Raw genomic sequence first — 25,281 nt, 5'->3', positions numbered from 1 at the left:
CCCTACCTTCATCCGTTGCTCACGCCTGACGGCGAAGATCGGCTCGGAAGTAGCGCGCCGGATAATGGGCACCCGGTTAACAAATCCGCAACGGTAGTGCAGGTGCAGCATGACATTTACGGAACACTGTGACCCAAAAGACACGAAATTGGCTTAGCAGACCGGTTAGTTCGTTACGAAAAAAGGGCGACCGGTGCTTTGCACCGATCGCCCCTTGAAGGCGTGTCGAAGGGTGGAGTTGGCGCGCCGTCAGGCCGGCGCGAGGATTACCAGTAGAGCCAGGCGCCCAGCGCGATGACCTGCGCCTGAGTGTTGTTGTAGGCACTGCCTGCGGCTGAAGTGAGGTAGTCGAAGCCGCCTTGATGGCGTGTGCCGTAGAGGTAGGAGACAAAGAGCTTGGCGCCGGGCACGAGGATGTAGGTGGCGCCGGCGGCGACACCGATATTCTGTTCCTGGCCTTCGGTCGCGGGCTTCGAGTAGTTGCCCTGGTCGTCATAGAGGAAGTAGCTGCCGCCGACGCTCAGATGGCCGATGGTGTAGACGCCGCCGGCCAGGAAGCCGACCGCGCTCTTCGCGCCATCGGGAGCCGGCTCATAGACCCCGTTCATGTTGCCGAACTTGGCGTTCCCGCCGACGGTCAGGCCGCCAAAGGTCACGGTTGCAGCGGCGCTGCCGACGCTCACGTCCTGATACTTGTTCGGGCCGCTGGTGTTCGAGACCGGTGCGGCGGTCTGGTAACCGCCGGACAGGTTGATACCGAAGCCGTCGATCTTCGTCTTGTAGCGCGCCCCGATCTCGAGGGTGTTGCGGCGAAGGTCGGCGGCGCCTGGCTCGGCCACGGCCGGGTCGCTGTCGTTGGCGGCGTCCTGGTTCGGCTCGAAGCTCACGCCCGCGCTGAAGCCGCTGAACGTCGGCGTGATGTAGGCGATTTTATCGGTCGTGCGCTCGTTGTTCGACCAGGTGAAGGGGTAGACCGGGCGGGCGCTGGAATTGACGAAGAAGTTCTGGGTGTCACCGTTCCAGCCGCCGTCGTTGAACGCTTCGGTGCCGCTTTCGAAGCGACCGGTATCGAACAGGTAGAGCGCGCCTTCCTGCTGGCCGAAGCGAACGAGGCCTACCTTCGGCAGGCCGAGATAGCCGAACTCACGCAGAACATAGAGCGTCTCGGTGCCGGCGCCGGAGTTGGAGCTCGTCTCCGTGTTCTCGCGGATTTCAGCCTGCGCACCATACTGCAGGCCGTTCGAGGCGACGCCGTCGAAGCCCGGGTAAAGGCGGAGATATCCGCCCATGCTGAAGCCCGCGTCCTTCGTGCCGTTGTAGCTCTGCCCGGTGAAGCCGCTGACGCCGGCGAACCAGGAGATGCGACCGTCGAGGCGGACAACGATCGCACCTGGAGAGATCGTCTTCGTAAAGTCAGGGGATGAAACCTGAGCCTGAGCGGCCCCTGCGAGACCAAGAGCGGCCGTCAGCGTGGCGGCGCCGGCCAGAAGAAGTTGTCGCATCGAGAAGATACCCTTCGGTTGTAACCGCATCCGCGAGATCGGCTGCGAGACGGACACGCAGAAAAAGCCGCCCTGAGACTGTGCGGCAAACAAAATCACCAAACAAGGTCGTGATAATCAGATAGGACGGAGTTTTAACGTATATCTATTAGCGTTCAGTTAACTGCTGCCAGCTCGCCACACTTTCTTGGAAAGTCGTGCAAAATTGTCACAGCCGCATGTGGGTTCGGTACCACAACAGGCGTGTCGCTTAGTGTTAAGCTTCGGAGACAACGTGCAATCATCGATTGTGGTGAAGCCTTGACCCGAAGGGCACGATGAGTGGACTCTGCCCCTTATGATGCCATCCAGCAGCCAGACATCCGGTAGCGCGCACGATGTCGCGGCGGCTCTACGGGCCGTCCGCGCCAGTATCTCGGCGGCGGCGGCCGATGCGGGCCGTGATCCGGCCACGGTCGCGCTGGTTGCGGTTTCGAAGTTCCATCCGGTTGAGGCAGTCGCCGCCGCCATGGGCGAGGGCCAGACGATCTTCGGTGAAAACCGAGTTCAGGAAGCCGCAGGGAAGTTCGGCCCTCTGCGAGCCTCTGCGCCCCCATTCGCCCTGCACATCATCGGCGCGCTCCAGACCAATAAAGCCCGGGATGCGGTACGCATCGCTGATGTCATCGAGACGCTGGACCGCCCACGCCTGGCCGATGCCCTGGCCCTGGCCGCCGAGCAGGAGGGGCGGCTGCCCAGGCTTCTGGTTCAGGTCAACGTAGGCGACGAACCTCAAAAGGGCGGGGTGCCGACGGCGACGGCGGATGCCTTCATCGAGACCATGCAGCGCCGGTTCGGCGGGCAACTCAGCGGACTGATGTGCATACCGCCCGCCGAGGGCGACCCTGTGCCGCATTTCCTGTGGCTGAAGGCTTGCGCCGCGCGCCATGGCCTTGGTCAGCTCTCCATGGGCATGTCCGGAGACTTCTCCGCCGCCATTGCCTGCGGAGCCACTCATGTGCGGATCGGCACCGCGATCTTCGGCCACCGCCCGGCAGGACCCAGCGGTGACGCCCCCTCATCGCCCTAAACCTCCCCATCGGTCCGGACCTCAGCGTCGCCCCGCTCCTCGCCGCCTGTCGGACAACGAGCGCGCGGAGTGGCTAAGCTTCACCCATGCGATGGGGGCGAAGCCGCTGCGCTCGTCCGAGCCTGAGGCCAACCCAGCCCCCGCTCCGGCGCCTGTTTCAGCGCCCGTATCGGCGCGGGTGGCGTCGCCGGACCCTGTGATCGAACCACAACCATTGCCGTCCCTGCCGCGCAAGCCCGGGGCCCGGCCGCAATTCGTGGAGTTGACCGTGGGCGGCGCGGCTGCCGGCCTCGATAGCGCCTCATGGGAGAGGTTGCGCCGAGGACGGATGCGGCCTCAGCGTGTGCTCGATCTGCATGGCCGGACCGTACAGGCTGCTTTCATCGCGTTCGAGCACTTCATCGCGGCGGCCCGCGCCGACGGCATTCGCTGCGTGGAGATCGTGACCGGGCGCGGCGCAGGGGAAGGCGGCGCTTTGCGGCGGGAACTGCCGCTCTGGCTCAACCTGCCGCAGATGCGCGGGTGCATCCTGGCGGCGACGCATCCGCACCGGGCCAACGTCGGCGCCGTCGTGCTGCTGTTGCGCCGCATCCGGTGACGCCCTTCGGTGCGCGGCTGCGGGCGCTCCGCGCCGCGCGGCAGGTGACGCTGGCGCAGCTGGCGGCGCAGATCCAGGTTTCGGCCGCTTATCTTTCGGCCCTGGAGCACGGCAGGCGAGGGCGGCCGAGCGCCGGGCTCGTCCATCAGGTCTGCGAGTTTTTCGGCCTCATCTGGGACGATGCCGAGGAGCTGGCGCGCCTCGCGAAGCTCTCGCACCCGCGTGTGACGGTGAACACGGCCGGCCTGGAGCCGGAACAGACGGCGCTCGCCAACCGGCTGGCGCAGTCGATCCACCGTCTGCCGCCGGAAACGATCGCGGCGATGCACGCGCTCCTCGACGCGACGAAGCCCGTGCCGAAGCCGCGGCTGCGCCGGCGAGCCAACTACCGGACGTAAATAAAGACGGTTGGCTTCCGGTTCGCGCCGCAGCTTCACAACCCGCCGTTAACTGATGATCCCGTAACGTTCATCTGAGGCGACGACGTGACAGGAGCGCGGATTGCCGGCCATGAATGACAGAGCGAAAACGATCCACGGGCGGGGGCACCCATGAAGGTGGTGTTGCTTGCGGGTGGTTTGGGAACCCGTCTCGCCGAGGAAACCGGCAACCGTCCAAAACCGCTGGTCGAGATCGGCGGCATGCCAATCATCTGGCACATCATGAAGATCTACGCAGCCTACGGGCTGAACGAGTTCATCATCTGTGCCGGCTACAAGGGTCATATGATCAAGGAGTATTTCGCGAACTACGCGTTACGGACCTCCAACATCACGGTCAATCTCCGGTCGGGTCATATCGAGCTCGAATGCGTGAAGCCGGAGCCCTGGACGGTGAAGATCATCGACACGGGTGAGAACACGCTGACCGGTGGCCGCATCAAGCGCATCCTCCCCTATCTGGGCGACGATCGCGAGTTTCTCATGACCTACGGAGACGGCGTCGCCAATGTCGACATCAACCAGCTGTTGCAGCATCACCGGAGGGAGGGGCGCGCCGCGACAGTCACGGGCGCGCAGCCTCCGGGGCGGTTCGGTCAGCTGAGCATCAACGGCAACAGCGTGACCGACTTTCTGGAAAAGCCCTATGGCGAGGGTGGGTGGATCAACGCCGGCTTCTTCGTCCTGCCGCGCGATATCGGAGACTATATAGACGGTGACGAAACGACGTTCGAACGCGAGCCGCTCGAGCGACTGAGCCGCGAAGGGCAGCTGTCCCTCTACCGGCACGAGGGTTTCTGGCTGCCGATGGACTCATTGCGTGACAAGACAATGCTGGAAGGCCTCTGGCAGACCGGGAAGGCGTCTTGGATGATCTGGTAACTTTGCCGGTTCATGAAGCGCGCCGGATGACGGTTCGAATGGACCGAAGCCGCCACCAAAACAGATGTCACGGCCAAGCTTGAAAAGAACCATGAAAAAGATCCTTGTGACCGGCAACATGGGGTATGTCGGCTCCGCGGCGGTTGCCGGTCTGCGAGCGGCTAATCCGGATGCGGAGATCATCGGCTATGACTGCGGCTTGTTCGCCGCGAGCCTGACCAGCCGCGCGCCGTTGCCCGAGACAGCCTTATCGTCGCAGCACTTCGGCGATGTCCGCGACTTCCCCGCGAGCCTGCTCGAGGGCGTCGACGCCGTGGTTCATCTCGCGGCTGTGTCGAACGATCCGATCGGTCTCAAGTTCGAAGCGGTGACGGATGCGATCAACCATCGCGCAAGCCTGCGCCTCGCGGCGCTCGCCCACGCCGCCGGCGTCAGGCACTTCGTTTTTGCATCGAGTTGCAGCGTTTACGGGGTCTCTGAAGGCGATGGCGCGCGCAAGGAAGCCGACGCGGTCAATCCCCAGACCGCCTACGCGCGGTCGAAAATCGCCACCGAGGACGGGCTGCGGCAGGAGCGCCTCGACGGGATGACGGTCTCGTGCCTGCGCTTCGCGACGGCGTGCGGAATGTCTCCGCGGTTGCGTCTCGACTTGGTGCTGAACGACTTCGTCGCCTCCGCCATGGCGACAGGCCGGATCGAGGTGCTGAGCGACGGGAGTCCGTGGCGCCCGCTGATCGATGTCCGCGACATGGCGCGCGCGATCAGCTGGGGCATCATGCGGCCGGAGGCGGATGGCGGCGCCTTCCTGGTGGTCAATGTTGGATCGAACGCCTGGAACTACCGCGTCCGCGAACTCGCCGCGGTGGTTGCTGAGCAACTCCCGGGAACGAGTGTCGGCATCAACCGGGATGCGGCGCCTGACCGACGTTCCTACCGGGTGGACTTTTCCCTGTTCCAGTCTCTGGCGCCGGAGCACACGCCATGCGTCGACCTCGCCGATAGCGTGCGCCGGCTGAAGGAAGGCCTCACCACGATAGGATTTGCGGATCCCACATTCCGTTCATCACGTCTGATGCGGCTTCGAATGGTCGAGGACCTCATGACCGAGGGAAGGTTGACGTCCGACCTCCGCTGGACGCGTTTCGGAGCCGCCGCGTGATCTTCGAACCAACGCCTCTGTCAGGCGCCTTCACGATAGGGCTCGAGAGGCGAGGCGATGATCGCGGCTTCTTCGGCCGCGTGTTCTGCACCGAGGAATTCGCAGCGCAGGGCGTCGAGACACGGTTTGTCCAGATCAACAACTCTCTGACGCAGGTGCGGGGGACGGTTCGCGGCATGCACTACCAGTTGCCGCCGGCGGCGGAGGTCAAGGTGGTCCGCTGCATCCGTGGCAGCCTGTACGATGTCATCCTCGACCTAAGACCGGACAGCCCGACGTACCTGCGCTCCTTCGGCGCCGAGCTGACCGCCGAAAACCGCGTGATGATGTATGTGCCGCGTGGCTTCGCTCACGGCTTCATGACCCTCGAAGACGATACCGAGGCGCTCTATCTGGTCAGCCATGCCTATGCGCCGCAGGCCGAGCGCGGTCTACGCTTCGATGATCCGGCGCTCTCCATCTTCTGGCCGCTGCCGGCGACGGAGCTGTCGCCCAAGGATCGAGCTTGGCCGGACTTCGACCCCGCCTTCCACGGCGCCGAACAGTTCGTAGGCCAGTCATGAGGATTCTGTTGACGGGCGCCAGCTCGTTCACCGGCTACTGGTTCGCCCGCGCGCTCCGCAAGGCGGGGCACGAGGTGGTGGCGCCGCTGCTGCGTCGGCGTCGCGACTACGACACCGGCATGCGTTCGCTCCGCGTTCGCCTGCTGGAAGAGCAGGCCACGATTGTCGAGGACTGTTCCTTCGGCAGCGACCGGTTTCTCGATCTGGTGCGCCACGAGGATTTCGCAGTTCTCTGCCACCATGCGGCACAGGTCGGGGATTACCGCGCGAGTGACTACGACGTGGGCGCCGCATTCTCTGCGAACACCCATCGGATGCCCGAGGTGCTGGCGCGTCTGTCGGAGCGTGGTTCGATGGGTGTCGTGCTCACGGGAACATTCTCCGAGCAGGGAGAGGCGGCGGGCACGGAGCCGCGGCTTGCCTTTAACGCCTACAGTCTTGCCAAAGGCGTCACCGCCGCCGCCGTCGCTTTTTGGTGCGAAGCCTCCGGGCTCTCCTACGGCAAGTTCACCCTGCCCAATCCCTTCGGACCGCTCGAGGAGGCTCGCTTCTGCGCCTACCTCGCGGGGTGCTGGAAGGCCGGGCAGGTCGCCGAGGTGCGGACGCCCGCCTATGTCAGAGACAACATGCACGTCGATCTGCTCGCCATGAGCTATGTCGATTTCGTCACCGCTGTCGGGCAGCGGCGGGGCGCCCTCCTGCGCCGCAACCCGAGCGGCTATATCGAGAGCCAGGGAAGTTTCACTCTGCGCGTTGCCGCCGCGATGCGGGAGCGCAGCAATCTGGCTTGCGGCGTCAACCTCGCCGTGCAGACGAGTTTCTCCGAGCCGATGGTACGCGTGAATATGGAACCCGCGGCGCTGTGCTTTCCCGAGTGGGATGAGCGGGTCGCCTGGGATGAGATGGCCGCTTTCTACGGCATCGGTTCGCGATGATGAGCGACGTGTTGATATTGGGGGGCGGCATCGCTGGGCTCGGTGCCGCCCATGCCGCGCGTCGGCACGGTATCACCTCTCTGGTGCTGGAGGCCGGCTCGCGTCCCGGCGGCTTGTTGGACAGCTTCAGCGTCGAGGGGTTCCGTTTCGACAACGCCGTGCATCTGTCGTTCGCGAACGAACCCGAGGTGCGGGAGATATTCGATCGCACACCTTATCTCGAGCACGAGGCAGCGTCGCTCTGCTGGGACGATGGCTATTGGCTGCGCCACCCGGTGCAGAACAACCTGTTCCCGCTTCCGGTCGAGGAGAAGGTGGCGCTCATCGAGGGCCTGGCCCGGCAGGAGCAGGGCGAGATCCGCAACTATCGGGACTGGCTGGTTCAGCAATACGGAACGCCGATCGCTGCCCGCTGGCCTCTCATCTATACTCGGAAGTACTGGACCATTCCGGCTGAGGAGATGGGCACGGGCTGGATCGGGCCGCGGATGCGCCAGGCTGCGCTCAATGAGGTGCTGCTGGGCGCGATGGCCGAGCGCGCACCCAACACCTACTATGTCAGCGTGATGCGTTACCCGAAGAAGGGCGGCTACCGCGCCTTCATCGAACCGCTGATCGAGGCGGCGGAGATCCGGTGCGGCGCGCACGTCGTCTCGGTGGATCAGCTTGGGCGCCGGGTGAGGCTCGCCGACGGCGAGGAACTGCCGTTCCGGCTTCTCGTGAGCACGATGCCGCTGCCCAGCCTCGTCGCAATGATGCGGGACGTGCCGGAGGAGATCCGCGCCGACGCTGCCAGCCTGTTCGCCACCCGCGTCGACCTCATCTCCATTGCACTGCGGCGACCGGAGGTTTCGCCAAGTCTGTGGTTCTATATCTACGATCAGGACGTTCTGGCTGCCCGTGTATACTCTCCAAGCTGGAAGTCGCCGGACAACGCGCCTCCTGGATGCTGTTCCCTGCAGTGGGAGATCTATTCTTCCTGCCGCCGCCCTCTCCAGGCGAGTGTGGCGGAGATGACCGAAAATTGTCTCGCAGCCATGGAGCGTATGGGACTTGCCGCGCGCTCTGACGTCATTTTCACGCATCATAAGCAGCTGCCATTCGGCAATGTGGTGTTCGACCTCGGCATGGAGGAAAGGCGCGATCGTGTTCGCGCTTGGGTTGAGGCGCAGGGCATCGGCGTGGCCGGGCGCTTCGGCGAGTGGGCCTATCTCTGGAGCAACCAGAGTTTCATGTCGGGCTGCGCGGCGGTGGATCGTCTGCACGCTGCAAGCGGATGAGGGTTTACAAACACCGTTGACAGCCGGACCGCCGCCTTCAACGATGACGCATGACCATCCCCAGAACGATTGAGACGATCCGCGGGACGATGTTCACCGCGCTGCTGTCGGATTGCCTGGATGCGGTCGGTCTGCGCCGTCAGGCAATGCCGTCGCGGATGAGGCCGCTCGACGATGCCCGTTTGCTGGTCGGGCGTGCCCGCACGGCGGCCTTCATGGAGGTCTTTCATGTCGAGCCGGGGGTCAATCCTTACGAGCTGGAGATGGACCTGATCGACAGCCTGCTGCCCGACGAGGTGCCTGTCTTCGCTTGCGGCAACCCGTCTCGCGTGGCGCCTTGGGGCGAACTGCTATCGACGGCGGCGCAGATGCGCGGTGCGGCGGGCGCGGTGATGGACGGCTGCGTGCGTGACGTGAGGGCCATCCGCGCCATGGGGTTCCCGGTCTTTCATGGCGGCATCGCGCCGCTCGACACCCGCGGCCGGGCGCGGGTGATGGCGATCGACGTTCCGGTCGAGTGCGCCGGCGTGGCTGTGGTCTCGGGCGACCTCATCTTCGGCGACGCCGACGGGCTTGTGGTTGTGCCCAAGGCGGCCGAGGACGAGGTGCTCCGCCTGGCTGCGGAAAAGCTGGCGGGGGAACGCGACACTCTTGCCGAGCTGCGGCAGGGCAAGAGCCTTCGCGAGGTGTTCGACCGCTTCGGGATCCTCTAAGCCGGGGGCGCGCCTTCGGGTGTCGCCACCTTGTCCTGCGTCTTGGTGTCGAAATCCGCGGCATCGTGGCGTTCATGCAGCTGGCTCGAGAGGTCGCCGGTGACGCGGTTGACCATGCGTCCGCGCTTGGCTGCCGGCCTTTCGCCGATCGCGTCCGCCCAGCGGTTGACGTTCTTGTACGTCTCGACCTCGAGAAACTCGGCCGCTCCATACTGCCAGCCTTTGACCAGCCCGCCGTACCACGGCCAAACGGCGATATCGGCGATCGTGTAGTCCTCGCCCGCCAGGTAGGGCTGCTCGCCCAAGCGGCGGTCGAGCACGTCGAGCTGGCGCTTGGCCTCCATGGCGAAGCGGTCGATGGCGTATTCGATCTTCGTCGGAGCGTAGGCGTAGAAGTGGCCGAATCCGCCACCGAGATAGGGTGCGCTGCCCATTTGCCAGAACAGCCAGGACAGGCATTCGGTGCGGGCGGCATGCTCAGTCGGCAGGAAGGCGCCGAACTTTTCCGCGAGGTAGAGCAGGATCGAGCCGGATTCGAACACGCGGACCGGTGTTGGGCCGCTACGGTCCAACAGCGCCGGTATCTTGGAGTTGGGATTGATGGCGACAAAGCCGCTGCCGAACTGGTCGCCTTCATTAATTTTGATCAGCCAGGCGTCGTATTCCGCGCCGTTGTGGCCGAGCGCCAGCAGTTCCTCCAGCATGACGGTGACTTTAACGCCGTTCGGCGTTCCCAGCGAGTAAAGCTGCAGCGGATGCCGTCCGACCGGCAGCTCCTTCTCATGGGTAGCGCCCGCGATGGGCCGGTTGATGTTCGCGAACCGGCCGCCGGTGCCCTGCCTCCAGGTCCAGACTTTCGGGGGCACGTATTCGGCTTCATCGGTCATCGTCGACACTCCCTATGGCGCATTAGGAATAGGATTGCCTTCAGGGCTCAGCAATGGGCAGGGCGCGGCTTGACAGGAGGTGCAAGCTTCCCGAAGGCCAGCGTCGAGACGGCTATGACGTTCGGGGAGGCACTCATATGCGGATGATACTGGCGGCGGATCAGCACGCGCTGGGGCGGGAGGCCGCCGCCTTGGGCGGCATCGCGATCCGGGAAGCGATTGCCGCGCGCGGGCATGCCGCCATCGTCCTCGCGACCGGCGCCAGCCAGTTCGAGATGCTGGAGGCGCTGTGTCAGCGCACGGACATCGATTGGTCGCGCGTCACCGCTTTTCATCTCGACGAATACATCGATCTGCCGGAGACGCATCCGGCCAGCTTCCGCCGCTATCTGGCGGAGCGCTTTCTCGCGCATGTGCCAAACATCGGTGCGTTTCACCTCATCGACGGCAACGCCGATCTCGCCGGCGAGCTAGCCCGCCTCAACGGTCTGATCGCACCTCTCGCGATGGACGTGGTCTTTGCCGGCATCGGCGAGAACGGCCACCTGGCGTTCAACGATCCTCCGGCCGATTTCGATGCGGAGGATGGGTTCAAGGTCGTGACGCTCGACGAGGCCTGCCGCCGCCAGCAGCTGGGGGAGGGCTGGTTCCCGACGCTCGACGCCGTGCCGCATCAGGCAATCTCGATGACTATTCGCCAGATCATGCGCGGGCAGCTCGTGGTTCTGTCGGTCTCGGGGGAGCGCAAGGCAGCCGCCGTCCGCGATGCGGTCCTGGGAGCGGTCACGCCTCTCTGCCCAGCCTCGATCCTGCAGCAGCACCCGAACTGCCACGTCTTCCTCGATCCGCCCGCGGCGCGGCACCTGTAGATCTCGCGGGTTGTCGGAGCCTGACGCGGACGACCCGATGGCACTGCCGAACACGGACTGGCTGCGGCACAGCCTGACCGTGAGCGGCCCCGCCGAAGATGTCGGTGCGTTGCAGGCGGCGGCGGCGGGTGCCGGGATCATTCCGTGGCAATTCCCTGACCTCGACGCGATCGAGGAGGATCATCGGCTCGCCTTGCTGCGGCCGCCGGATGGATCGCCCGGTCTGCCGCCCGCGGATGCGAAAGTGCTTGCCAGCCAGTTGCGCGAGGCGATGGAGAACCATCAGCTGCGGGTTCTGGCGGTCGCCGCGACCAGCCGCGTTTGCCCGTTCGATCTGCACGCGCTGCTGCCGCTGCCCGCCGACATCCTGCGGCGCGGCCCCGCCGACGCCGTGGGCCTTGCGTGGCTGCGGGCGCATTGGGGCGTTGTCCAGCCGCTCCGCCGAGTGGAGTGCCTGACGGGAAAGACGGATGGTCGCCTGCGCCGGTCGGCCCGGCTCGACTATACGTTCTGGTCCGCCGACTGGACCCCGTGGCCGGCGTTCCGCACGCTGCGGCAAAACTGGCCGCGCCTCATCTTCGGCATCCAGCCGCAGTACGAAGACAGCCGTGGCTGAGCCGGACGATTGGGGGGAGCCGCCGACCGTCTTCGGCAGCCCGACCCTCCATCTATCGGGCTTCGATGGACCGATGGATGTGCTGCTCGATCTCGCCGAGCGGCAGCGTATCGACCTTGGCCGGATGTCGGTGCTGGCGCTGGCGGAGCAGTTCGTGGCCGCCATGGAGCGTCTCGCCGCGCACGTCCCGCTGGAGCGGCGGGCCGACTGGCTGGTGATGGCGACGCGGCTGGTGCTGCTGCGCTCTCGTCTCCTGTTTCCGGCAAGTCCTGAAGCCGCGGCCGAAGCGGCCCGGGATGCGGCGGCCGCTCTTCATCAAATCGAGAGCTTGTCCGAGGCCCGTGCGGCTGCCAGTTGGCTGCAGCGGCGGCCCCAGCTCGGGCTGGAGGTGTTCTCGCACCCGCAGCCTCAGAGACCTCGCGAAAGCGGCTACGTGGCGCTGATGGAGGCGTGTCTCGTGCTCCTGGAGGGTCGCGATGCGCAGCCCTGGGAAGCCCCGCTCTATGAGCCGATGCCGGATCTATGGCGGGCGACGGACGCCCTTGCCCGGATCCGGAGCCTGCTGCTCGTCCACTCCGAGGGCGGAGCGCTGGATCTCTTCCTGCCGGCGTTGTCTCCGGACGACATAGACCGCGAGATGAAGGCGAGGGGTGCCGTCTCCAGCACCTTCCTTGCCGGGTTGGAACTGGCGAAGGAGGGCGAAATCGATCTTCAGCAGGATGAGCCTTGCGGTCGCGTCTTCCTCCGCCCGTTTGACGTGGAAAAGATCGTTTCCTGAGGGTTCTGTGAGTTGGCTGCTTCAACCGGGCAGCCCAGCGCCGACCTCCGCCATCAGTGGTCGCGCCGCGGGGTTCGGCTCCGTGCACTGCCGGTGGAGCGCGCGAAGGACGGATGGCGCTTCGGGACACCGGTCCAGCAGTTCGCCGAGCAGGATCCCCCAGGCGAGAACCTCGATCCGCTGAAGGCCGGCGCCATCTTCGCCGCGCGGAAGGCAGGCAGCCGCGCCGAAGTCGCTCAGCACACCCTCGCCAGCCATCCCGTCCCAGATCGTGTTGTGCGCGTAGAGGTCGCCATGCAGCAGGCCACGCGCGTGAAGATGCGCGGTCGCGCGCGCGATGCCGGCCGCCAGCCGCAACGCCGCCTCGGGCTCGAAGCGCAGGTGCGGGTCGTAAACATCGCGCGTGCAGCTTTCCAGGCTCGGAGGACCGGCCAAGGGGCGCCAGGCGGCGGGCAGCAGCGGCATGACCAGACCCGCCAGGTCCTCCGGGTGGCTCGCCAGGCGGCCCACGGCGTAAGTGAGGTTGGGATGCGCCCCAGCTGCCAGGCAAGCGGACATCTCGCGCTCCGGCAGGCCGTCGCTCGTCATGCGGCCCTTGAACAGCTTCAAGGCGACTGCCTGGGGCGGACCCGCGCCGGCCGGCTGCCAAAGGGCGCGATGAACAAGGCCGGAGGCGCCTTCGCCCAGCACCGCCTCAAGCTGAAGGTGGCGCCAGTCGATGACGGCAGCGGCCGCGGCTTCGGGCGGCGGATCGAAGGCGTTGCCGGCATAGGCAAGCCAGGCGAGCCGCGGCAGGCGCATCAGCCAGGGCGGCAGGCTTGTGAAGGCATTCGCCGAGATCCGCAGCAGCTCCAATCGTTCCGCACCCGCGAGTGTCGCGGGCAGCGTGTTGAGGCGGTTGCCGGACAGCATGAGCTTCTGGAGGGCCGGACGCTCTCCCAGCGCCGCCGGCAATGTCGTCAGCTCGTTATCCGTCACCGTCAGCCAGCGCAGCCGGCGGGGCAGCGCCTCGCCCGGGATCTCGCGCAGGCCGGTCCTGCGAAAGCCGATCTGGCTCAGCGCCGGGCAGTCTCCGAGGGAGGGCGGCAGGCGCTCGAAGCGGTTGCCCGAACAGAAGATCACCCGCAACCGCTTGAAATGCGCCATGTCGCCCGGCAGATCGGTCAGGGCGTTGCCGGCGAGGTCCAGCACCTCGAGCGTGTCGGCGAGGCCGAAAATCTCGGGCGGGAACTCCGTCAGTCCCGCATGGAGATGCAGCGCGCGTGCGCCGGCCAGATCACCCCGGCGCAGCGCTTCGAGCGTCATGCCGGTGCTAGCTCCCGCCACCGGAGGCGATGAAGGGCTCGTTGCGATATCTAGGCTTGCCGTAGAGGAAAGCTCCACCTTCGGCCGTCAAGACTTGGCCGCCCGCGGCCAGGAGGACGGCGTGGCCGGCGGCAACGTCCCACTCCATTGTCGGGCCGAAACGGGGATAGAGATCGGCCTCGCCGCGGGCGATGAGGCAGAGCTTCAGAGAACTGCCGGCGGCTCGGAACGCCGCAACTTTCCGGTGCCCCAGAAATCGTTCCATCGCTTCGGCGTCGCCATGCGACCGCGAACCCACCACCGTCTCCCCCTCTGCGGGGACGGCGCGCACCTGGATCGGCCGCTCGCCGTCGGCATCGGCGATCGTGGCGGTGCCCGGACCATGGCCGCCATAGCTCTGGCCGAGCGCCGGCGCCACGACAACGCCCAGGATCGGCTGCCCATCCTCGATCAGGGCGATGTTGACGGTGAACTCGCCGTTGCCGCTGAGGAACTCGCGGGTGCCGTCCAGCGGGTCCACCAGCCAGAACCGATGACCGACAACGTCCGGCGCCTGGCCCTTGGCCATCGCCTCCTCGGCGATCACGGGGATCTCGGGCGTGAGGTCGGCGAGCGCAGCCAGGATGATGTCCTCAGCGGCCTGATCGGCCGCAGTCACCGGGCTGCCATCTGATTTCAGCTTCGCTTCTGCGGTTCCATAGTAGCGAAGCGCGGCTGCGCCGGCCTCTTCCGCAACCTGACGGATCGCCGCCATCAGATAGGCGAGGTCGAAGTGGGAACCAGCCAGGCTCATGCCTCCGCCGAGCGCAGGATGCCCCGATCCTCGAGCGCCTGCACGACGCGGTCGGCTGCCTCCTCCGACGCCACGAGAGCGGTGTCGATGTGGATCTCGGGGTTCTCGGGCACTTCGTAAGGGCTGGAGATGCCGGTAAAATGCTTGATTTCGCCGCGCCGCGCCTTCTTGTAGAGGCCCTTGGGATCGCGCGCTTCGGCCACGTCCAGGGGCGTGTCGATAAAGACCTCCAGAAACGCGCCCGGCGGCACCAGGGCTCGCGCCATCTGCCGCTCGGACCGGAACGGCGAGATGAAGGACACCAGAACGATCAAACCGGCGTTGGTCATCAGCTTCGCGACCTCGCCGACGCGGCGGATGTTCTCCACCCGGTCCGTATCGGTGAAGCCGAGGTCCCGGTTGAGGCCGTGCCGCACGTTGTCGCCATCCAGCAGCGTGCTGTGCTTGCCGAGCGCGAACAGGCGTTGTTCCACCAGATTGGCGATCGTCGACTTCCCGGAGCCCGAGAGCCCCGTGAACCATAGCACGCAGGCCTGCTGAGACTTCTGGTTCGCCCGCGCCGCCGGCGTGATGTTGACCGCCTGCCAGTGGATGTTCTGCGCGCGACGCAGCGCGAAGTGGATCATGCCCGCCGCCACCGTCTCGTTCGTGAAACGGTCGATCAGGATGAAGCCGCCGAGGTCGCGGCTGTTCGCATAGGCGTCGAAAGCCACCGGTTCGCTAAGGCTGATGTTGCAGAGGCCGATCTCGTTGAGGCTCAGCTGCCGCGCCGCCACCTGCTCCAGCGTATTGACGTTGACCTTGTGCTTCAGCGCAGTGACCGAGGCAGACACGGTCTTCGTGCCGAGCTTGAGGAGGTAGCTGCGCCCCGGCAGCATCGGCGTGTCGTTCATCCATACGACGGTCGTCTCGAACTGGTCGGAAACCTCCGCCGGAGCCTCGACACTGGAGATGACGTCGCCGCGGCTGCAGTCGATTTCATCGGCCAAAGTGAGCGTCACCGACTGGCCCGCCGTCGCATACGGAAGATCACCGTCCAGGATCACGCGGGCGACGTGGCTCTGCCGGCCTGAGGGCATGATGCGGACGGCGTCGCCAGGCTGCACCGTGCCGGCGGCGATGAAGCCGGAGAAGCCGCGAAAGTCCGGGTTGGGGCGATTGACCCACTGCACCGGCATGCGGAAAGGCGCCTCTACCGGCCGGGTGCTGACCTCCACCTGTTCGAGGTAGGAAAGCAGGTCGGGCCCATCGTACCAGGGCATGGCGCTGCTGCGCCGGGTGACGTTCTCGCCCAACAGGGCCGACATCGGGATCGGCTCGATATGCGCGATGTCGAGACCGCCCGCGAACGCCCGGTAGTCGCTGAGGATGCTGTCATAGACATCGCGGCTGTAGTCAACGAGGTCCATCTTGTTGATGGCAAGGATGACGCTGCGGATGCCGATAAGGGAGGCGAGGTAGGAGTGCCGCCGCGTCTGCGTCAGAACCCCGCGGCGCGCATCGATCAGCAGGATCGCGACATCCGCCGTCGACGCGCCGGTCACCATATTACGCGTGTACTGCTCGTGGCCGGGCGTGTCGGCGACGATGAACTTGCGCCGGTCGGTAGAGAAGAACCGGTAGGCGACATCGATGGTGATGCCCTGTTCGCGCTCCGCCGAAAGCCCGTCGACCAGCAAGGAAAAGTCGAGGTCCTTTCCCTGTGTTCCGAGGCGGATCGAGTCTGCCTCCAGCGCCGCCAGCTGGTCTTCGAAGACCATCTTGCTGTCGTAGAGAAGGCGGCCGATCAGCGTCGACTTGCCGTCATCCACTGAACCGCAGGTGATGAAGCGCAGCAGGCTCTTATTCTCGTGCTGCCTCAGATAGGCGCCGATGTCCGTGGCGATGAGGTCGCTCGCGTCGTCGCTCACGCGCCCCATCAGAAATATCCCTCCTGCTTCTTCTTCTCCATGCTGGCCGTGGCGTCCCGGTCGATCGCGCGGCCCTGCCGCTCGCTGGTCTTCGTCAGCAGCATTTCCTGGATGACTTCCGGCAGCGTCGTCGCGTGGCTCTCCACGGCGCCCGTCAGCGGGTAGCAGCCCAGGGTCCGGAAGCGGATCATCCGCAGCTCGGGGGTCTCGCCAGCGGGGATCCGCATGCGCTCGTCATCGACCATCAGGGTGAGGCCGTTGACGCGGATGGTCGGGCGCTCGGCGGCGAAATACAGCGGCACCAGGGCGATCCCCTCGCGGGCGATGTACTGCCAGATGTCGAGTTCGGTCCAGTTGGACAGGGGGAAGACGCGGATGCTCTCGCCCTTGTTCTTCCGCGTGTTGTAGAGGCTCCAGAGTTCCGGGCGCTGCCGTTTCGGGTCCCACCGATGATCGGCCGAGCGAAACGAAAAAATGCGTTCCTTGGCGCGGCTTTTCTCCTCGTCGCGCCGCGCTCCGCCGAAGGCGACATCGAAGCCGTGATGATCGAGCGCCGCCTTCAGCGCCTCGGTCTTCATGATGTCGGTGTAGGCGTCGTGATCGAACGGGTTGATGCCGCGTGCCACGGCTTCATGATTTATCCATTCGATGAGCTCCAGTCCGAGCGCTGCCGTCTGAGCGTCCCGGAACGTGATCATTTCGCGAAATTTCCAGGTGGTATTCACGTGCAGCAGCGGGAATGGGGGCTTGCCCGGGGCGAACGCCTTCATCGCCAAGTGCAGCATGACGGCGCTGTCCTTGCCGATGGAGTAGAGCATCACCGGCTTCTCGGCCTCGGCGGCCACTTCGCGGATGATGTGGATGCTCTCCGCCTCGAGCCTTTGCAGATGCGTAAGAGTGGCCTGCGCGAAACCACTGGAGCCGGCGTCAGGCATGCGTGTCTCCCACTGCTCGGGTCGTGGCTCGGGCCGCCCGAGTCATGTGCGCGTTAGCCCGCGGCTGAGACAAAGCCAGGGTTCTTCGGCAACGGAGAGCTTTAGCGGAGCCAATCTCGCATACGCAATATGGGCCGCGCCGTTCGGCAGCCTGCGGGCCGCCGGCCGGCGCATGGGAGGGGAACATTAGCTGCATCGACCAAACCTTCGTCGCCGGATCATGGCGGACCATGAACGGCCGATGGTTGGTGTCGCGTTAATTAGCGGGGGCGCGACGGCAGATCTTTACCGTCGCTCATGTCGCCTGCGGGGCCGCTCAGCGGCGGTAGTTGCCCGCCGCCACGGCCGGAATATCGAGGCGGCTCAGGCCGAGTTCGCCAAGCTCATCGTCCGAGTAGGTCGAAAGCTCGCGCATGATCTGGTTCCGCTTCCTGGCGGCTTCCCTGGAGGCCTGGAACCGGAGGCTCAGATTGCGGAGGCGGTCGCCGAACGTGCGGCCGGTGGTGCGGGTATTAGAACGAGCGATCGTCGCCATGTCCAGGCTCCTAAGCTTTTGTGCTGAGCGAGAACATAGGTTCGCCTAAGGCTCAGGTCTATTGCGCAGTGCAGCATACTGACATGCAGCAACGTCACGTATTCGCTATAACGTTTCTCCTGACCCGGATGCCGGTTGGGGCCCCGCTACAAACCGTTGAAGAGATTGGTCGAGAGGTAGCGCTCTGCAGAGGATGCGGCGATTGCGACGATACGCTTGCCCTCGTTCGCAGGATCGCGCGCGAGAACGAGCGCCGCATGCAGGGTGGCGCCGGAGGAAATGCCAATGGGAATGCCCTCCAGCCGAGCGCATTGCCGCGCCGTCTGCATCGCGTCTCGCTCCGATACCGGCATCACGCGGTCGATGAGGCTCATGTCGAGGATGGCGGGGCAAAAGCCCGGCCCGATGCCCTGAATTTCGTGCGGCCCGGGGTCATCGCCGGAAAGTACCGCACTTTCCGCTGGTTCAACGGCTATCACCTGCATCGTCGGCCGCCGCGGCTTGAGGGCGCGGGCGATACCGGTGAGCGTGCCACCGGTGCCGGCGCCGGCCACGATCATGTCGATCTCGCCGGCGCAATCGGCCCAGATCTCCTCGGCTGTTGTCGCCTCGTGGATGGCGGGATTGGCCGGGTTGTCGAACTGGCGAGGCATCCAGGCATCGGGAGACTGCTTCAGGATCGCGTCCGCGCGGGCGATCGCGCCCGCCATACCCAGGCGCGCCGGGGTCAGTTCGACCTGTGCGCCCATGATACGCAGCATCTTCTGGCGCTCGATCGAAGCCGAGTCCGGCATGACAACCGTCAGCGGATAGCCCTTGGCGGCGGCGACGAACGCCAGCGCGATTCCGGTATTGCCGGAGGTGGGCTCGACGATGTGGCTGCGGCCGGGCGTGATGAGGCCCGCCTGTTCGGCCGCCTCGACCATGGCCAGCCCGATGCGGTCCTTCACGGAGCCCAGCGGGTTGAGGTACTCCAGCTTCAGCAGCAGGTCCGCGACGAGACTGTCCCGCTCCGTGAAGCGGCTGAGCCGGATCAGAGGGGTGCCCCCGATCGCGTCGATAATGCTGCCGAAGATGCGGCCGCGCGGCTCCGCCATGGGATGATGCCGGGCGACGGCGACTGCCGGCTCCGCCCGTTTTCTTGCCGCAGAAATGTGGGAGCGCGGCGACGAAACCTCTACTTTGGTTGCCCTCATCAGCCTATATAACCCTCAGCAGAAGTGAATATTATTCGGCCTGCGAGTCGGAACGGGGAACGCCCATGCTCATGCGTCGCGAACGTGCCTATACCGCCGTCGCGGTCATGCTGGATATAGGGTGGTACGCGGGCCGGCAGCGCCTGGAAAGTGCCGGGGATATCGCCGATCGTCTTTCGATGGCGCGTCGTGGCATCGAGCCCGTGCTGCAAGGGCTGGCGCGCGCAGGTTTGCTCGATAGCACACGCGGCCCTAAGGGCGGCTACCGCCTCGGTAAAAGCGCGCGTCAGATTACCCTGGCCGAAGTCGTGGAAGCCGTGACAACCGGCGAGACAGCGGACGTTCCGGAGATGGAAGCAGGGGGCGAGCTGCAGACCGCGGCGGTCGAGCCCTTGTGGCTGGAACTCGAGGAGCACGTGCAGAGCCATCTGCGCAGCATCACGTTGGAGGCGTTGATCCAGCGAGCCCAGGCGCAGGGCTTGAAGCGGCCCGCTCATGCGCCGATTGTATTCGCTATATGACGGGCACAACGCGGTAGTAGTTGCGCGTTTGGCTCCAAAATCCGCTATAACGCCCGCTATGGGGATGAGATCATGATAGCGAAGAAAGCCGCTGCGTCGCCCTCCGGCCGCGCGACTTCGGTGACGAAGACGCGGGCCGTGGCAAGAGCGCTGGTTTCGGGTGCGGTGGCGAAGGACAAAGCCGTTCAGCCAGCACCGGAGCAGGCCGACAACTTCTCAGATGTCATGAAGACGTTGGATCAGGTCCGCGTGAAGAACGACGAACTCACCGTCCGCATCAACAGGCTGGTGACCAGCCTGCAATGACGGCGGCTGGCGAGGCGATCAGAGAGGCGGCGAAAGCCATCGCGGATCTTCAGGAGAGAGTGGACGGGCTGACGCTCTCCTTCGAATTACTGAAGAAGAAGGTCGACGCCATCGATGCGCGGATGCCTCCGCCCTCGACGCCACAAGACTGATCCTGCATGGTGGACGATAAGCCGCATCCGATCTCGGTCGACGACCTGGACCGGCTGGGCATCAACAGCCGGCAAGAGCTGTTCTGGGATGGCAAGCGTGTCGAGGTCCGGAGCCGCATCAACCTCACCTGGGCGCAGACCGCAGCCGCTATCCTGGTGGGGGCAGCGGCCATCTGCGGCGGGTTTTCCTCGGCCGCGAACGACGGGACCGAGTTCACCTGCCGGCAGTGGCATCTGTTTTGTGGTCATGAAGCCCCTGTCGGGGTAGCGGCGAAGGCTCCCTAGACCGTGGCGCCCAGTTGCCAGGGTGCGAATTCATCATCGCCGAAGCCCAACGCCTCGCTTTTCGTCTGCTCGCCCGAGGCGACGGCCAGGATCATGTCGAAGATGCGCTGTCCGCACTCCTCGACCGTCTCCACCCCATCGGCGATACCACCGCAGTTGATGTCCATGTCGTCGGGCATCCGCTCGTAAAGCGGCGTGTTGGTCGCGAGCTTCAGCGACGGCGTCGGCTTGCAGCCGAAGACCGAGCCGCGTCCGGTCGTGAAGCACAACACGTTCGCGCCACCCGCGATCTGGCCGGTGGCCGAGACCGGATCGAAGCCTGGCCCGTCCATCACCACGAGGCCCTTCTCGCGCACCTGCTCCGCATAGCCCACGACATCGACCATGTTGGTCGTCCCGGCCTTCACCACCGCGCCGAGCGACTTCTCGACGATGTTGGTCAGGCCGCCGGCCTTGTTGCCGGGCGAGGGGTTGTTGTCGATCTCGCCGCCGTTGCGGCGGGTGTAGTCCTCCCACCAGCTCAGCCGGTCGAGCAGCTTCTGCGCGACCTCGGCGCTCACGGCGCGCCGGGTCAGCAGATGCTCGGCGCCGTAGATTTCCGTGGTTTCGGTCAGCACGACAGTCCCGCCGTGGCGGACGATGAGGTCGGAGGCGTAGCCGAGCGCAGGATTGGCGGTGAGGCCCGAGAAACTGTCCGAGCCGCCGCATTGCAGCGCGACGAGCAGGTTCGACGCCGGCACCGTGACCCGCTCCACGGCGTTGGCGGCTGGCAGCAGTTCCTTTACCCGGGCGATGCCGGCCTCGACGGTCTTGCGGGCGCCGCCGCTCTCCTGGATGACGAGCGAGGAGAGCGTGAGGCCGGGCTGAAGCTTCTGGGTCGCGAGCAGCGGGCCGATCTGATTGGCTTCGCAGCCGAGGCCGATAATGAGCACGGCGGCGAAGTTAACATGCTGGGCATAGCCCGCGATGGTCCGGCGCAGCGTGTCCATGCCGTCGCCGATGATGCCCATGCCGCAGCCGGTCTTGTGGGTCAGCGCCACCACCCCGTCGACGTTCGGGTAGTCGGCGAGGAGCCCGTTATCGCCCGTGATCGGGTTGCGGCGGAACGCCTCGGCGACGTAGCGCGCGGTGCCGGCCGAGCAGTTCACCGTGGTCAGCACGCCGATGTAGTTGCGCGTGGCGACGCGGCCATCCGGGCGGACGATCCCCTGGAACGTCGCCTGCGGCTGGATGTATTCCGTCGGCCGCGCGTCGACGCCGAAGGCATGGTCACGGGCGAAATCGTGGATCTCGCAGTTGTGGACGTGGACATGGTCGCCGGGCGCGATGTCCTCGCTGGCGAAGCCGATGACCTGACCGTAGCGGAGGATGGGGCTGCCCTTCGCGAGAGCGGCGATCGCCATCTTGTGGCCGCGCGGGATGCGCCGGACGGCGGTGACGCCGCGATCCGGCAGCAACGTGCCCTCGGAGATTTCGCTGCGGGCGACGACGACGTTGTCGATCGCGTTGAGATGCATGGTGGAGGAGAGCGTGTTCAGCATTATGTCCGACCCTTCGGTCCGGGACGAGCGGACCGTTCTTCTCTTTCGCCCGCCTCGTTGGCCGAAGCAGGCTGACAAGATCGGATTTTGCGCCTTAAGGCGGCCTAGCGCCACCCCGGATAGCTCCGGGGTTTCCCGCGTCCAGCGAAGGGCTTAGGAGCCGCGGCCGTAGCCGCGGGTGAGGTCGCGCAGCTTGACCAGAACCTCTTCCTGCTCGGGGGTGGACGTTTTCCACGCCCCGCCGTCGACGACGCCGGTGGCGGTCGCGATCAGCGGAACATCAGGCTCGCCGTGCTCGCTCACGTCGGCCATCGACCATCGTCCGAAGACCGGTGCGTCGACCTCGCCTTCCTCGTAGACCACGACGGCATCATGCCGGGGATCAACGCTGATGCGGTCGAAGAGTTCGCGGACCTGCGTCCGCGATCCTTCCAGCACCTGAGCGAACCACCCCTCATACATGAGGAGTGCGCCGGTCACGCCACGGTGGATGTTGTTGGCGCGCGAGGTGCGGAGGATGTTGCCGAGCTCCACCCGGTCGCTGTCGGTCGGTATCCGGCTGTGACTTCGGTAGATCAGCCGGTAGGAGCGTTCCGCCGTCGCAGCCACAGGACGCACGTCCGTTGCTTCACTCATGCGACTTCCCGCCTGTGTTGAAACATCGCTTCTATTGGCGATGATGTCGGCGAAGCTAAGAGTTTTTCATTCCCGAGTTCAACCAAAATCGCGGCGCGGTCTCAGTCTCTGACGCTCAGGACGTATTGCTCCAGGTCGACCAGCGAGCCGGTCATCGGGAAGGACGCATCGCCGAGCAGGAAGAGAGCAAGCCGCGCCACATCCTCGGGCACGAGAAGCCGGCCGATCGGCTGGCTGGCGCTCGCCTCGGCGAGCCAGCCGTCACCTTGCCCGAGTGTGACGCTTTGCATGTGCCGCTCGGCCGGCGTGTCGATCCAGCCCGGGTTGATGCCGTTGATGCGGATGCGGTCGAAGCGGTGGGCGTGGGCGGCGTTGCGCGTCAGCAGCGACAGGGCCGCCTTGCTCGCGGCGTAGATCGCGAGGTCTGGCGTGCCGCCATGGGCGTTTATCGAGAGGATGTTGAGGATGGTGCCCGGCGCCTTCCGCTCCTTCAGGTGGCGTATCACCGCCTGCATGAGGAAGGCCGGCGCACGGGCATTGATGGCGAATACCCGGTCCCACGTCGCGACGGACACGTCGGCCACCCCGGCGCGGTCGGTCACGCCCGCCGCGTTGACGAGGCTGTCGACGCGCCCGAAGCGCCCGATCGCCTCGCCGACCACCCGCGCAGGAGCATCCTGTTCGGCGAGATCGGCGTGGATGAAGCCGCTTTCCGCGCCGAGGCCCTGGACTTCGGCGGCGACGGCCTCGCCCCGGTCCTGCTGGCGGTCGCAGAGGATCAGGGTGGCGGCTCCCGCCTGCGCCAAGTCCAGCGCGATCTGTCTCCCGATGCCCTGGGCGGCCCCGGTGACCAGGATTGCCTTGCCCTGCATGCGTCTCACCTTTCAGGGCGGAGGGCCCAGGATTTCCGCGGTGTATTTCTCGGTAACCTGAGAGATCGGCAAGCCGCCCGGGATCGTGAGCAGCCCCTCGTTGCGGAGCAGATGGTCGGGGATCGTCATCATCCCGCCGGTCGTGGTCGGAGCGCCCGGAACCCAGAGCACTTCGCTGCTCAAGGTCCTGCGCTTGAAGTGCAGGCTCCGCACGGCGAGGCCGAAGGGCATGTCGGTCTCGTCCAGGCGCTGGTTCATCGCGCCAGTCAGCCGGTCGGGGACGTACCAGTTGTCCGCGTCGGAGAGGATGCGGTCGCCGCAGAGAAGCTGCACGCGCCGGTAGCCGACCGCCTCGCCGGGCTTGAGCCTGAGGTTGAGCCGCACGCGCTCCGGCAGCGGCCTGGGCGGACCGAGGACGCGCCGGGCGACGATCTGCGGCTCCGGCACGAGATGATGGGCAGCGCACCAGTGGGCGAGCACAACGGTGGCGCTGGGGTTGCTCATCAACTGCTGCTGCAGCTGCTCGACGCGGGATTTTGCCGCTTCCCTTGCGGCGGACGTATCTGGCCATTCCACAGGACCGGCTGCCATGGCTATCGGTGCACCCAGGATCAGAACCAGAAGCCCAGCCCTCCAGAGTCCGCCTCTCACGGCGATTTAAGCCTCCTGGGCGACGAACCGCTCGAGCCAGTGGATCGTGTAGTCGCCGGCCTGGAATGTCGGGTCGTCGAGGATGCGGCGATGCAGCGGCAGCGTCGTCTTGACGCCGATGATGGCGAACTCCTCGATCGCCCGGCGCATCCTGGCGATCGCCTGCGGGCGGTCCGGCGCATGGACGATGAGTTTGGCGATCATGGAGTCGTAATACGACGGCACGCGGTAGCCGGCGTAGAGCGCGCTATCCACCCGAACACCCAGCCCACCGGGCGGATGGTAGTGGCTGATCAGGCCGGGGTTCGGAATGAAGGTATCCGGGTCCTCGGCGGTCACCCGGATCTCGATGGCATGGCCTTCGAACTTGACCGACGACTGGTCGTAGCCCAGCGGCTCGCCGTAGGCGATGCGGATCTGCTCGCGCACCAGATCGACGTTGCAGACCATCTCCGTCACCGGATGTTCCACCTGCAACCGGGTGTTCATCTCGATGAAGGCGAACTGGCCGTCCTGATAGAGAAACTCGAGCGTCCCTGCGTTGCGGTAGCCGAGGCCGCGGAGCGCCTGCGTGACCGTCTCGCCGAGCGCATCGCGCTGCGCCGCGGAAAGGGCGGGCGAGCCGGCCTCCTCCAGCAGCTTCTGGTGGCGGCGCTGCAGCGAGCAGTCACGCTCCCCGAAATGGACGACATCGCCGTAGCCGTCGGCAAGGACCTGCATCTCGATGTGGCGCGGCCGGTCGAGATACTTCTCCATATAGACGGCGTCATTGCCGAAAGCCGCCTTGGCCTCGGTGCGCGCCACCTGCCAGGCCTCGGCAAGCTCGTCCGCGGTATGGGCGACCTTCATGCCGCGCCCGCCGCCGCCGGCTGCCGCCTTGATCAGCACCGGGTAGCCGATGGTCTCCGCCACTTCCGCCGCCGCGGCGAGGCTCGGCAGGGCGCCCTCGGAACCGGGCACCAGAGGTACGCCGAGGCGCCTCATCGCGTCCTTGGCCGCGATCTTGTCGCCCATCATGGTTATGTGCGCGGGCGACGGCCCGATGAAGGCGATGCCGTGCGCCTCGGTGATTTCGGCGAAGCTCGCATTCTCGCTGAGGAAGCCGTAGCCGGGATGGATGGCGTCGGCGCCGGTGATGTGGGCGGCCGAGAGGATCGCCGGCATGTTGAGGTAGCTGTCCCGCGCCGCCGGCGGCCCGATGCAGACGCTCTCATCCGCCAGACGGACGTGCATCGCATCCGCATCCGCCGTGGAATGAACGGCCACCGAAGCAATGCCCATCTCGCGGCAGGCGCGCTGGACGCGCAGCGCGATCTCGCCACGGTTCGCGATCAGGATTTTGCGGAACATGA

General features: G+C 65.8%; 29 protein-coding genes. 16 read left to right on the top strand and 13 right to left on the bottom strand.

Annotated elements, in window-relative coordinates; genetic code table 11:
• Window positions 1-266: 266 nt before the first annotated feature.
• The gene (locus tag ACOEQ1_RS15205) at window positions 267-1,502 is read right to left on the bottom strand and encodes a porin (RefSeq protein WP_419760082.1); all 1,236 of its coding nucleotides are present in this window, start codon (window positions 1,500-1,502) and stop codon (window positions 267-269) included.
• Between the two features lie 337 nt (window positions 1,503-1,839).
• Here ACOEQ1_RS15205 and ACOEQ1_RS15200 point away from each other — a divergent pair, with 337 nt between their 5' ends.
• From ACOEQ1_RS15200 to ACOEQ1_RS15160, 9 genes are all read left to right on the top strand, one after another.
• Window positions 1,840-2,571 carry a YggS family pyridoxal phosphate-dependent enzyme gene (locus ACOEQ1_RS15200; RefSeq protein WP_419760081.1) on the top strand — a complete coding sequence of 244 codons (732 nt, stop codon included), beginning with the start codon at window positions 1,840-1,842 and terminating at the stop codon, window positions 2,569-2,571.
• Window positions 2,549-3,169 carry a Smr/MutS family protein gene (locus tag ACOEQ1_RS15195; protein ID WP_419760080.1) on the top strand — a complete coding sequence of 207 codons (621 nt, stop codon included), beginning with the start codon at window positions 2,549-2,551 and terminating at the stop codon, window positions 3,167-3,169. The genes ACOEQ1_RS15200 and ACOEQ1_RS15195 overlap by 23 nt, the downstream gene beginning before the upstream one ends.
• Window positions 3,166-3,567 carry a helix-turn-helix domain-containing protein gene (locus ACOEQ1_RS15190; protein ID WP_419760079.1) on the top strand — a complete coding sequence of 134 codons (402 nt, stop codon included), beginning with the start codon at window positions 3,166-3,168 and terminating at the stop codon, window positions 3,565-3,567. The genes ACOEQ1_RS15195 and ACOEQ1_RS15190 overlap by 4 nt, the downstream gene beginning before the upstream one ends.
• A gap of 153 nt (window positions 3,568-3,720) precedes the next feature.
• Window positions 3,721-4,491, top strand: coding sequence for a glucose-1-phosphate cytidylyltransferase (rfbF, locus tag ACOEQ1_RS15185; RefSeq protein WP_419760078.1), 771 nt, complete (start codon window positions 3,721-3,723; stop codon window positions 4,489-4,491).
• Window positions 4,492-4,582: 91 nt separating this feature from the next.
• Entirely contained in the window at window positions 4,583-5,650 is a 1,068-nt protein-coding gene (locus ACOEQ1_RS15180) for an NAD-dependent epimerase/dehydratase family protein (protein WP_419760077.1), read from the top strand.
• Entirely contained in the window at window positions 5,647-6,213 is a 567-nt protein-coding gene (rfbC, locus tag ACOEQ1_RS15175) for a dTDP-4-dehydrorhamnose 3,5-epimerase (RefSeq protein ID WP_419760076.1), read from the top strand. The genes ACOEQ1_RS15180 and rfbC overlap by 4 nt, the downstream gene beginning before the upstream one ends.
• Complete coding sequence (locus ACOEQ1_RS15170; protein WP_419760075.1) at window positions 6,210-7,148, top strand: NAD-dependent epimerase/dehydratase family protein; 939 nt, start codon at window positions 6,210-6,212, stop codon at window positions 7,146-7,148. The genes rfbC and ACOEQ1_RS15170 overlap by 4 nt, the downstream gene beginning before the upstream one ends.
• Window positions 7,148-8,428, top strand: a complete 1,281-nt coding sequence (locus tag ACOEQ1_RS15165) for a protoporphyrinogen/coproporphyrinogen oxidase (RefSeq protein WP_419760074.1) — start codon at window positions 7,148-7,150, stop codon at window positions 8,426-8,428. Before ACOEQ1_RS15170 ends, ACOEQ1_RS15165 begins: the two co-directional genes overlap by 1 nt.
• Before the next feature lie 50 nt (window positions 8,429-8,478).
• The gene (locus ACOEQ1_RS15160; RefSeq protein ID WP_419760073.1) at window positions 8,479-9,141 is read left to right on the top strand and encodes an RraA family protein; all 663 of its coding nucleotides are present in this window, start codon (window positions 8,479-8,481) and stop codon (window positions 9,139-9,141) included.
• Here ACOEQ1_RS15160 and yghU read toward each other — a convergent pair.
• Entirely contained in the window at window positions 9,138-10,028 is an 891-nt protein-coding gene (gene yghU, locus ACOEQ1_RS15155) for a glutathione-dependent disulfide-bond oxidoreductase (protein WP_419760072.1), read from the bottom strand. The genes ACOEQ1_RS15160 and yghU overlap by 4 nt on opposite strands.
• 137 nt (window positions 10,029-10,165) lie before the next feature.
• Between yghU and ACOEQ1_RS15150 the strand changes: the two genes are divergently transcribed.
• From ACOEQ1_RS15150 to ACOEQ1_RS15140, 3 genes are read left to right on the top strand one after another with little or no spacing between them, the layout of a single operon-like run.
• Entirely contained in the window at window positions 10,166-10,897 is a 732-nt protein-coding gene (locus ACOEQ1_RS15150; protein ID WP_419760071.1) for a glucosamine-6-phosphate deaminase, read from the top strand.
• 37 nt (window positions 10,898-10,934) lie between these two features.
• Window positions 10,935-11,513, top strand: coding sequence for a hypothetical protein (locus ACOEQ1_RS15145; RefSeq protein ID WP_419760070.1), 579 nt, complete (start codon window positions 10,935-10,937; stop codon window positions 11,511-11,513).
• Window positions 11,506-12,291: a segregation and condensation protein A gene (locus ACOEQ1_RS15140; RefSeq protein ID WP_419760069.1), complete on the top strand. Its 786-nt coding sequence runs from the start codon at window positions 11,506-11,508 to the stop codon at window positions 12,289-12,291. Before ACOEQ1_RS15145 ends, ACOEQ1_RS15140 begins: the two co-directional genes overlap by 8 nt.
• Before the next feature lie 21 nt (window positions 12,292-12,312).
• On the opposite strand, the gene ACOEQ1_RS15135 is transcribed toward ACOEQ1_RS15140, so the two are convergent.
• The 6 genes from ACOEQ1_RS15135 to cysK all read right to left on the bottom strand — a co-directional run bounded on the left by ACOEQ1_RS15135 (window position 12,313) and on the right by cysK (window position 18,866).
• Window positions 12,313-13,596 carry a leucine-rich repeat-containing protein kinase family protein gene (locus tag ACOEQ1_RS15135; RefSeq protein ID WP_419760068.1) on the bottom strand — a complete coding sequence of 428 codons (1,284 nt, stop codon included), beginning with the start codon at window positions 13,594-13,596 and terminating at the stop codon, window positions 12,313-12,315.
• Between the two features lie 7 nt (window positions 13,597-13,603).
• Entirely contained in the window at window positions 13,604-14,389 is a 786-nt protein-coding gene (gene cysQ, locus ACOEQ1_RS15130; protein WP_419760067.1) for a 3'(2'),5'-bisphosphate nucleotidase CysQ, read from the bottom strand.
• Window positions 14,386-16,308, bottom strand: coding sequence for a sulfate adenylyltransferase subunit CysN (cysN, locus tag ACOEQ1_RS15125; protein ID WP_419760066.1), 1,923 nt, complete (start codon window positions 16,306-16,308; stop codon window positions 14,386-14,388). The genes cysQ and cysN overlap by 4 nt, the downstream gene beginning before the upstream one ends.
• Window positions 16,308-17,234: a sulfate adenylyltransferase subunit CysD gene (gene cysD, locus ACOEQ1_RS15120; protein WP_419760065.1), complete on the bottom strand. Its 927-nt coding sequence runs from the start codon at window positions 17,232-17,234 to the stop codon at window positions 16,308-16,310. Before cysD ends, cysN begins: the two co-directional genes overlap by 1 nt.
• A gap of 316 nt (window positions 17,235-17,550) precedes the next feature.
• Window positions 17,551-17,769 (bottom strand): hypothetical protein, encoded by a 219-nt coding sequence (locus ACOEQ1_RS15115; protein WP_419760064.1) that lies wholly within the window; start codon window positions 17,767-17,769, stop codon window positions 17,551-17,553.
• A gap of 146 nt (window positions 17,770-17,915) precedes the next feature.
• Window positions 17,916-18,866, bottom strand: a complete 951-nt coding sequence (gene cysK, locus ACOEQ1_RS15110) for a cysteine synthase A (protein ID WP_419760063.1) — start codon at window positions 18,864-18,866, stop codon at window positions 17,916-17,918.
• A 170-nt stretch (window positions 18,867-19,036) separates the two neighbouring features.
• Here cysK and ACOEQ1_RS15105 point away from each other — a divergent pair, with 170 nt between their 5' ends.
• The 4 genes from ACOEQ1_RS15105 to ACOEQ1_RS15090 all read left to right on the top strand — a co-directional run bounded on the left by ACOEQ1_RS15105 (window position 19,037) and on the right by ACOEQ1_RS15090 (window position 20,229).
• On the top strand, window positions 19,037-19,486 hold the full coding sequence (locus tag ACOEQ1_RS15105) for an RrF2 family transcriptional regulator (protein ID WP_419760062.1): 450 nt from the start codon (window positions 19,037-19,039) through the stop codon (window positions 19,484-19,486).
• 72 nt (window positions 19,487-19,558) lie between these two features.
• Window positions 19,559-19,792, top strand: coding sequence for a hypothetical protein (locus ACOEQ1_RS15100; RefSeq protein WP_419760061.1), 234 nt, complete (start codon window positions 19,559-19,561; stop codon window positions 19,790-19,792).
• Entirely contained in the window at window positions 19,789-19,944 is a 156-nt protein-coding gene (locus tag ACOEQ1_RS15095) for a hypothetical protein (protein WP_419760060.1), read from the top strand. Before ACOEQ1_RS15100 ends, ACOEQ1_RS15095 begins: the two co-directional genes overlap by 4 nt.
• Window positions 19,945-19,950: 6 nt before the next feature.
• Window positions 19,951-20,229, top strand: coding sequence for a hypothetical protein (locus ACOEQ1_RS15090; RefSeq protein WP_419760059.1), 279 nt, complete (start codon window positions 19,951-19,953; stop codon window positions 20,227-20,229).
• On the opposite strand, the gene ACOEQ1_RS15085 is transcribed toward ACOEQ1_RS15090, so the two are convergent.
• The 5 genes from ACOEQ1_RS15085 to accC all read right to left on the bottom strand — a co-directional run bounded on the left by ACOEQ1_RS15085 (window position 20,226) and on the right by accC (window position 25,279).
• Window positions 20,226-21,770 (bottom strand): UxaA family hydrolase, encoded by a 1,545-nt coding sequence (locus ACOEQ1_RS15085; protein WP_419760058.1) that lies wholly within the window; start codon window positions 21,768-21,770, stop codon window positions 20,226-20,228. The two genes, ACOEQ1_RS15090 and ACOEQ1_RS15085, sit on opposite strands and share 4 nt — an antisense overlap.
• A 153-nt stretch (window positions 21,771-21,923) precedes the next feature.
• Complete coding sequence (locus ACOEQ1_RS15080; RefSeq protein WP_419760057.1) at window positions 21,924-22,406, bottom strand: BLUF domain-containing protein; 483 nt, start codon at window positions 22,404-22,406, stop codon at window positions 21,924-21,926.
• Between the two features lie 101 nt (window positions 22,407-22,507).
• A complete protein-coding gene (locus tag ACOEQ1_RS15075) occupies window positions 22,508-23,278 on the bottom strand; it encodes an SDR family oxidoreductase (protein WP_419760056.1) in 771 nt (256 codons plus the stop codon).
• Between the two features lie 12 nt (window positions 23,279-23,290).
• Window positions 23,291-23,782 carry a hypothetical protein gene (locus ACOEQ1_RS15070; protein WP_419760055.1) on the bottom strand — a complete coding sequence of 164 codons (492 nt, stop codon included), beginning with the start codon at window positions 23,780-23,782 and terminating at the stop codon, window positions 23,291-23,293.
• A 153-nt stretch (window positions 23,783-23,935) separates the two neighbouring features.
• Window positions 23,936-25,279 (bottom strand): acetyl-CoA carboxylase biotin carboxylase subunit, encoded by a 1,344-nt coding sequence (accC, locus tag ACOEQ1_RS15065; protein ID WP_419760054.1) that lies wholly within the window; start codon window positions 25,277-25,279, stop codon window positions 23,936-23,938.
• Between the last annotated feature and the right edge of the window lie 2 nt (window positions 25,280-25,281).

Origin of the sequence: Acidisoma sp. (assembly GCF_965199065.1) — a bacterium.
Classification (GTDB): domain Bacteria; phylum Pseudomonadota; class Alphaproteobacteria; order Acetobacterales; family Acetobacteraceae; genus Acidisoma.
The sequence above is the reverse complement of the archived record's forward strand: the minus strand, read 5'-3'. Positions and strand labels throughout refer to the sequence as shown.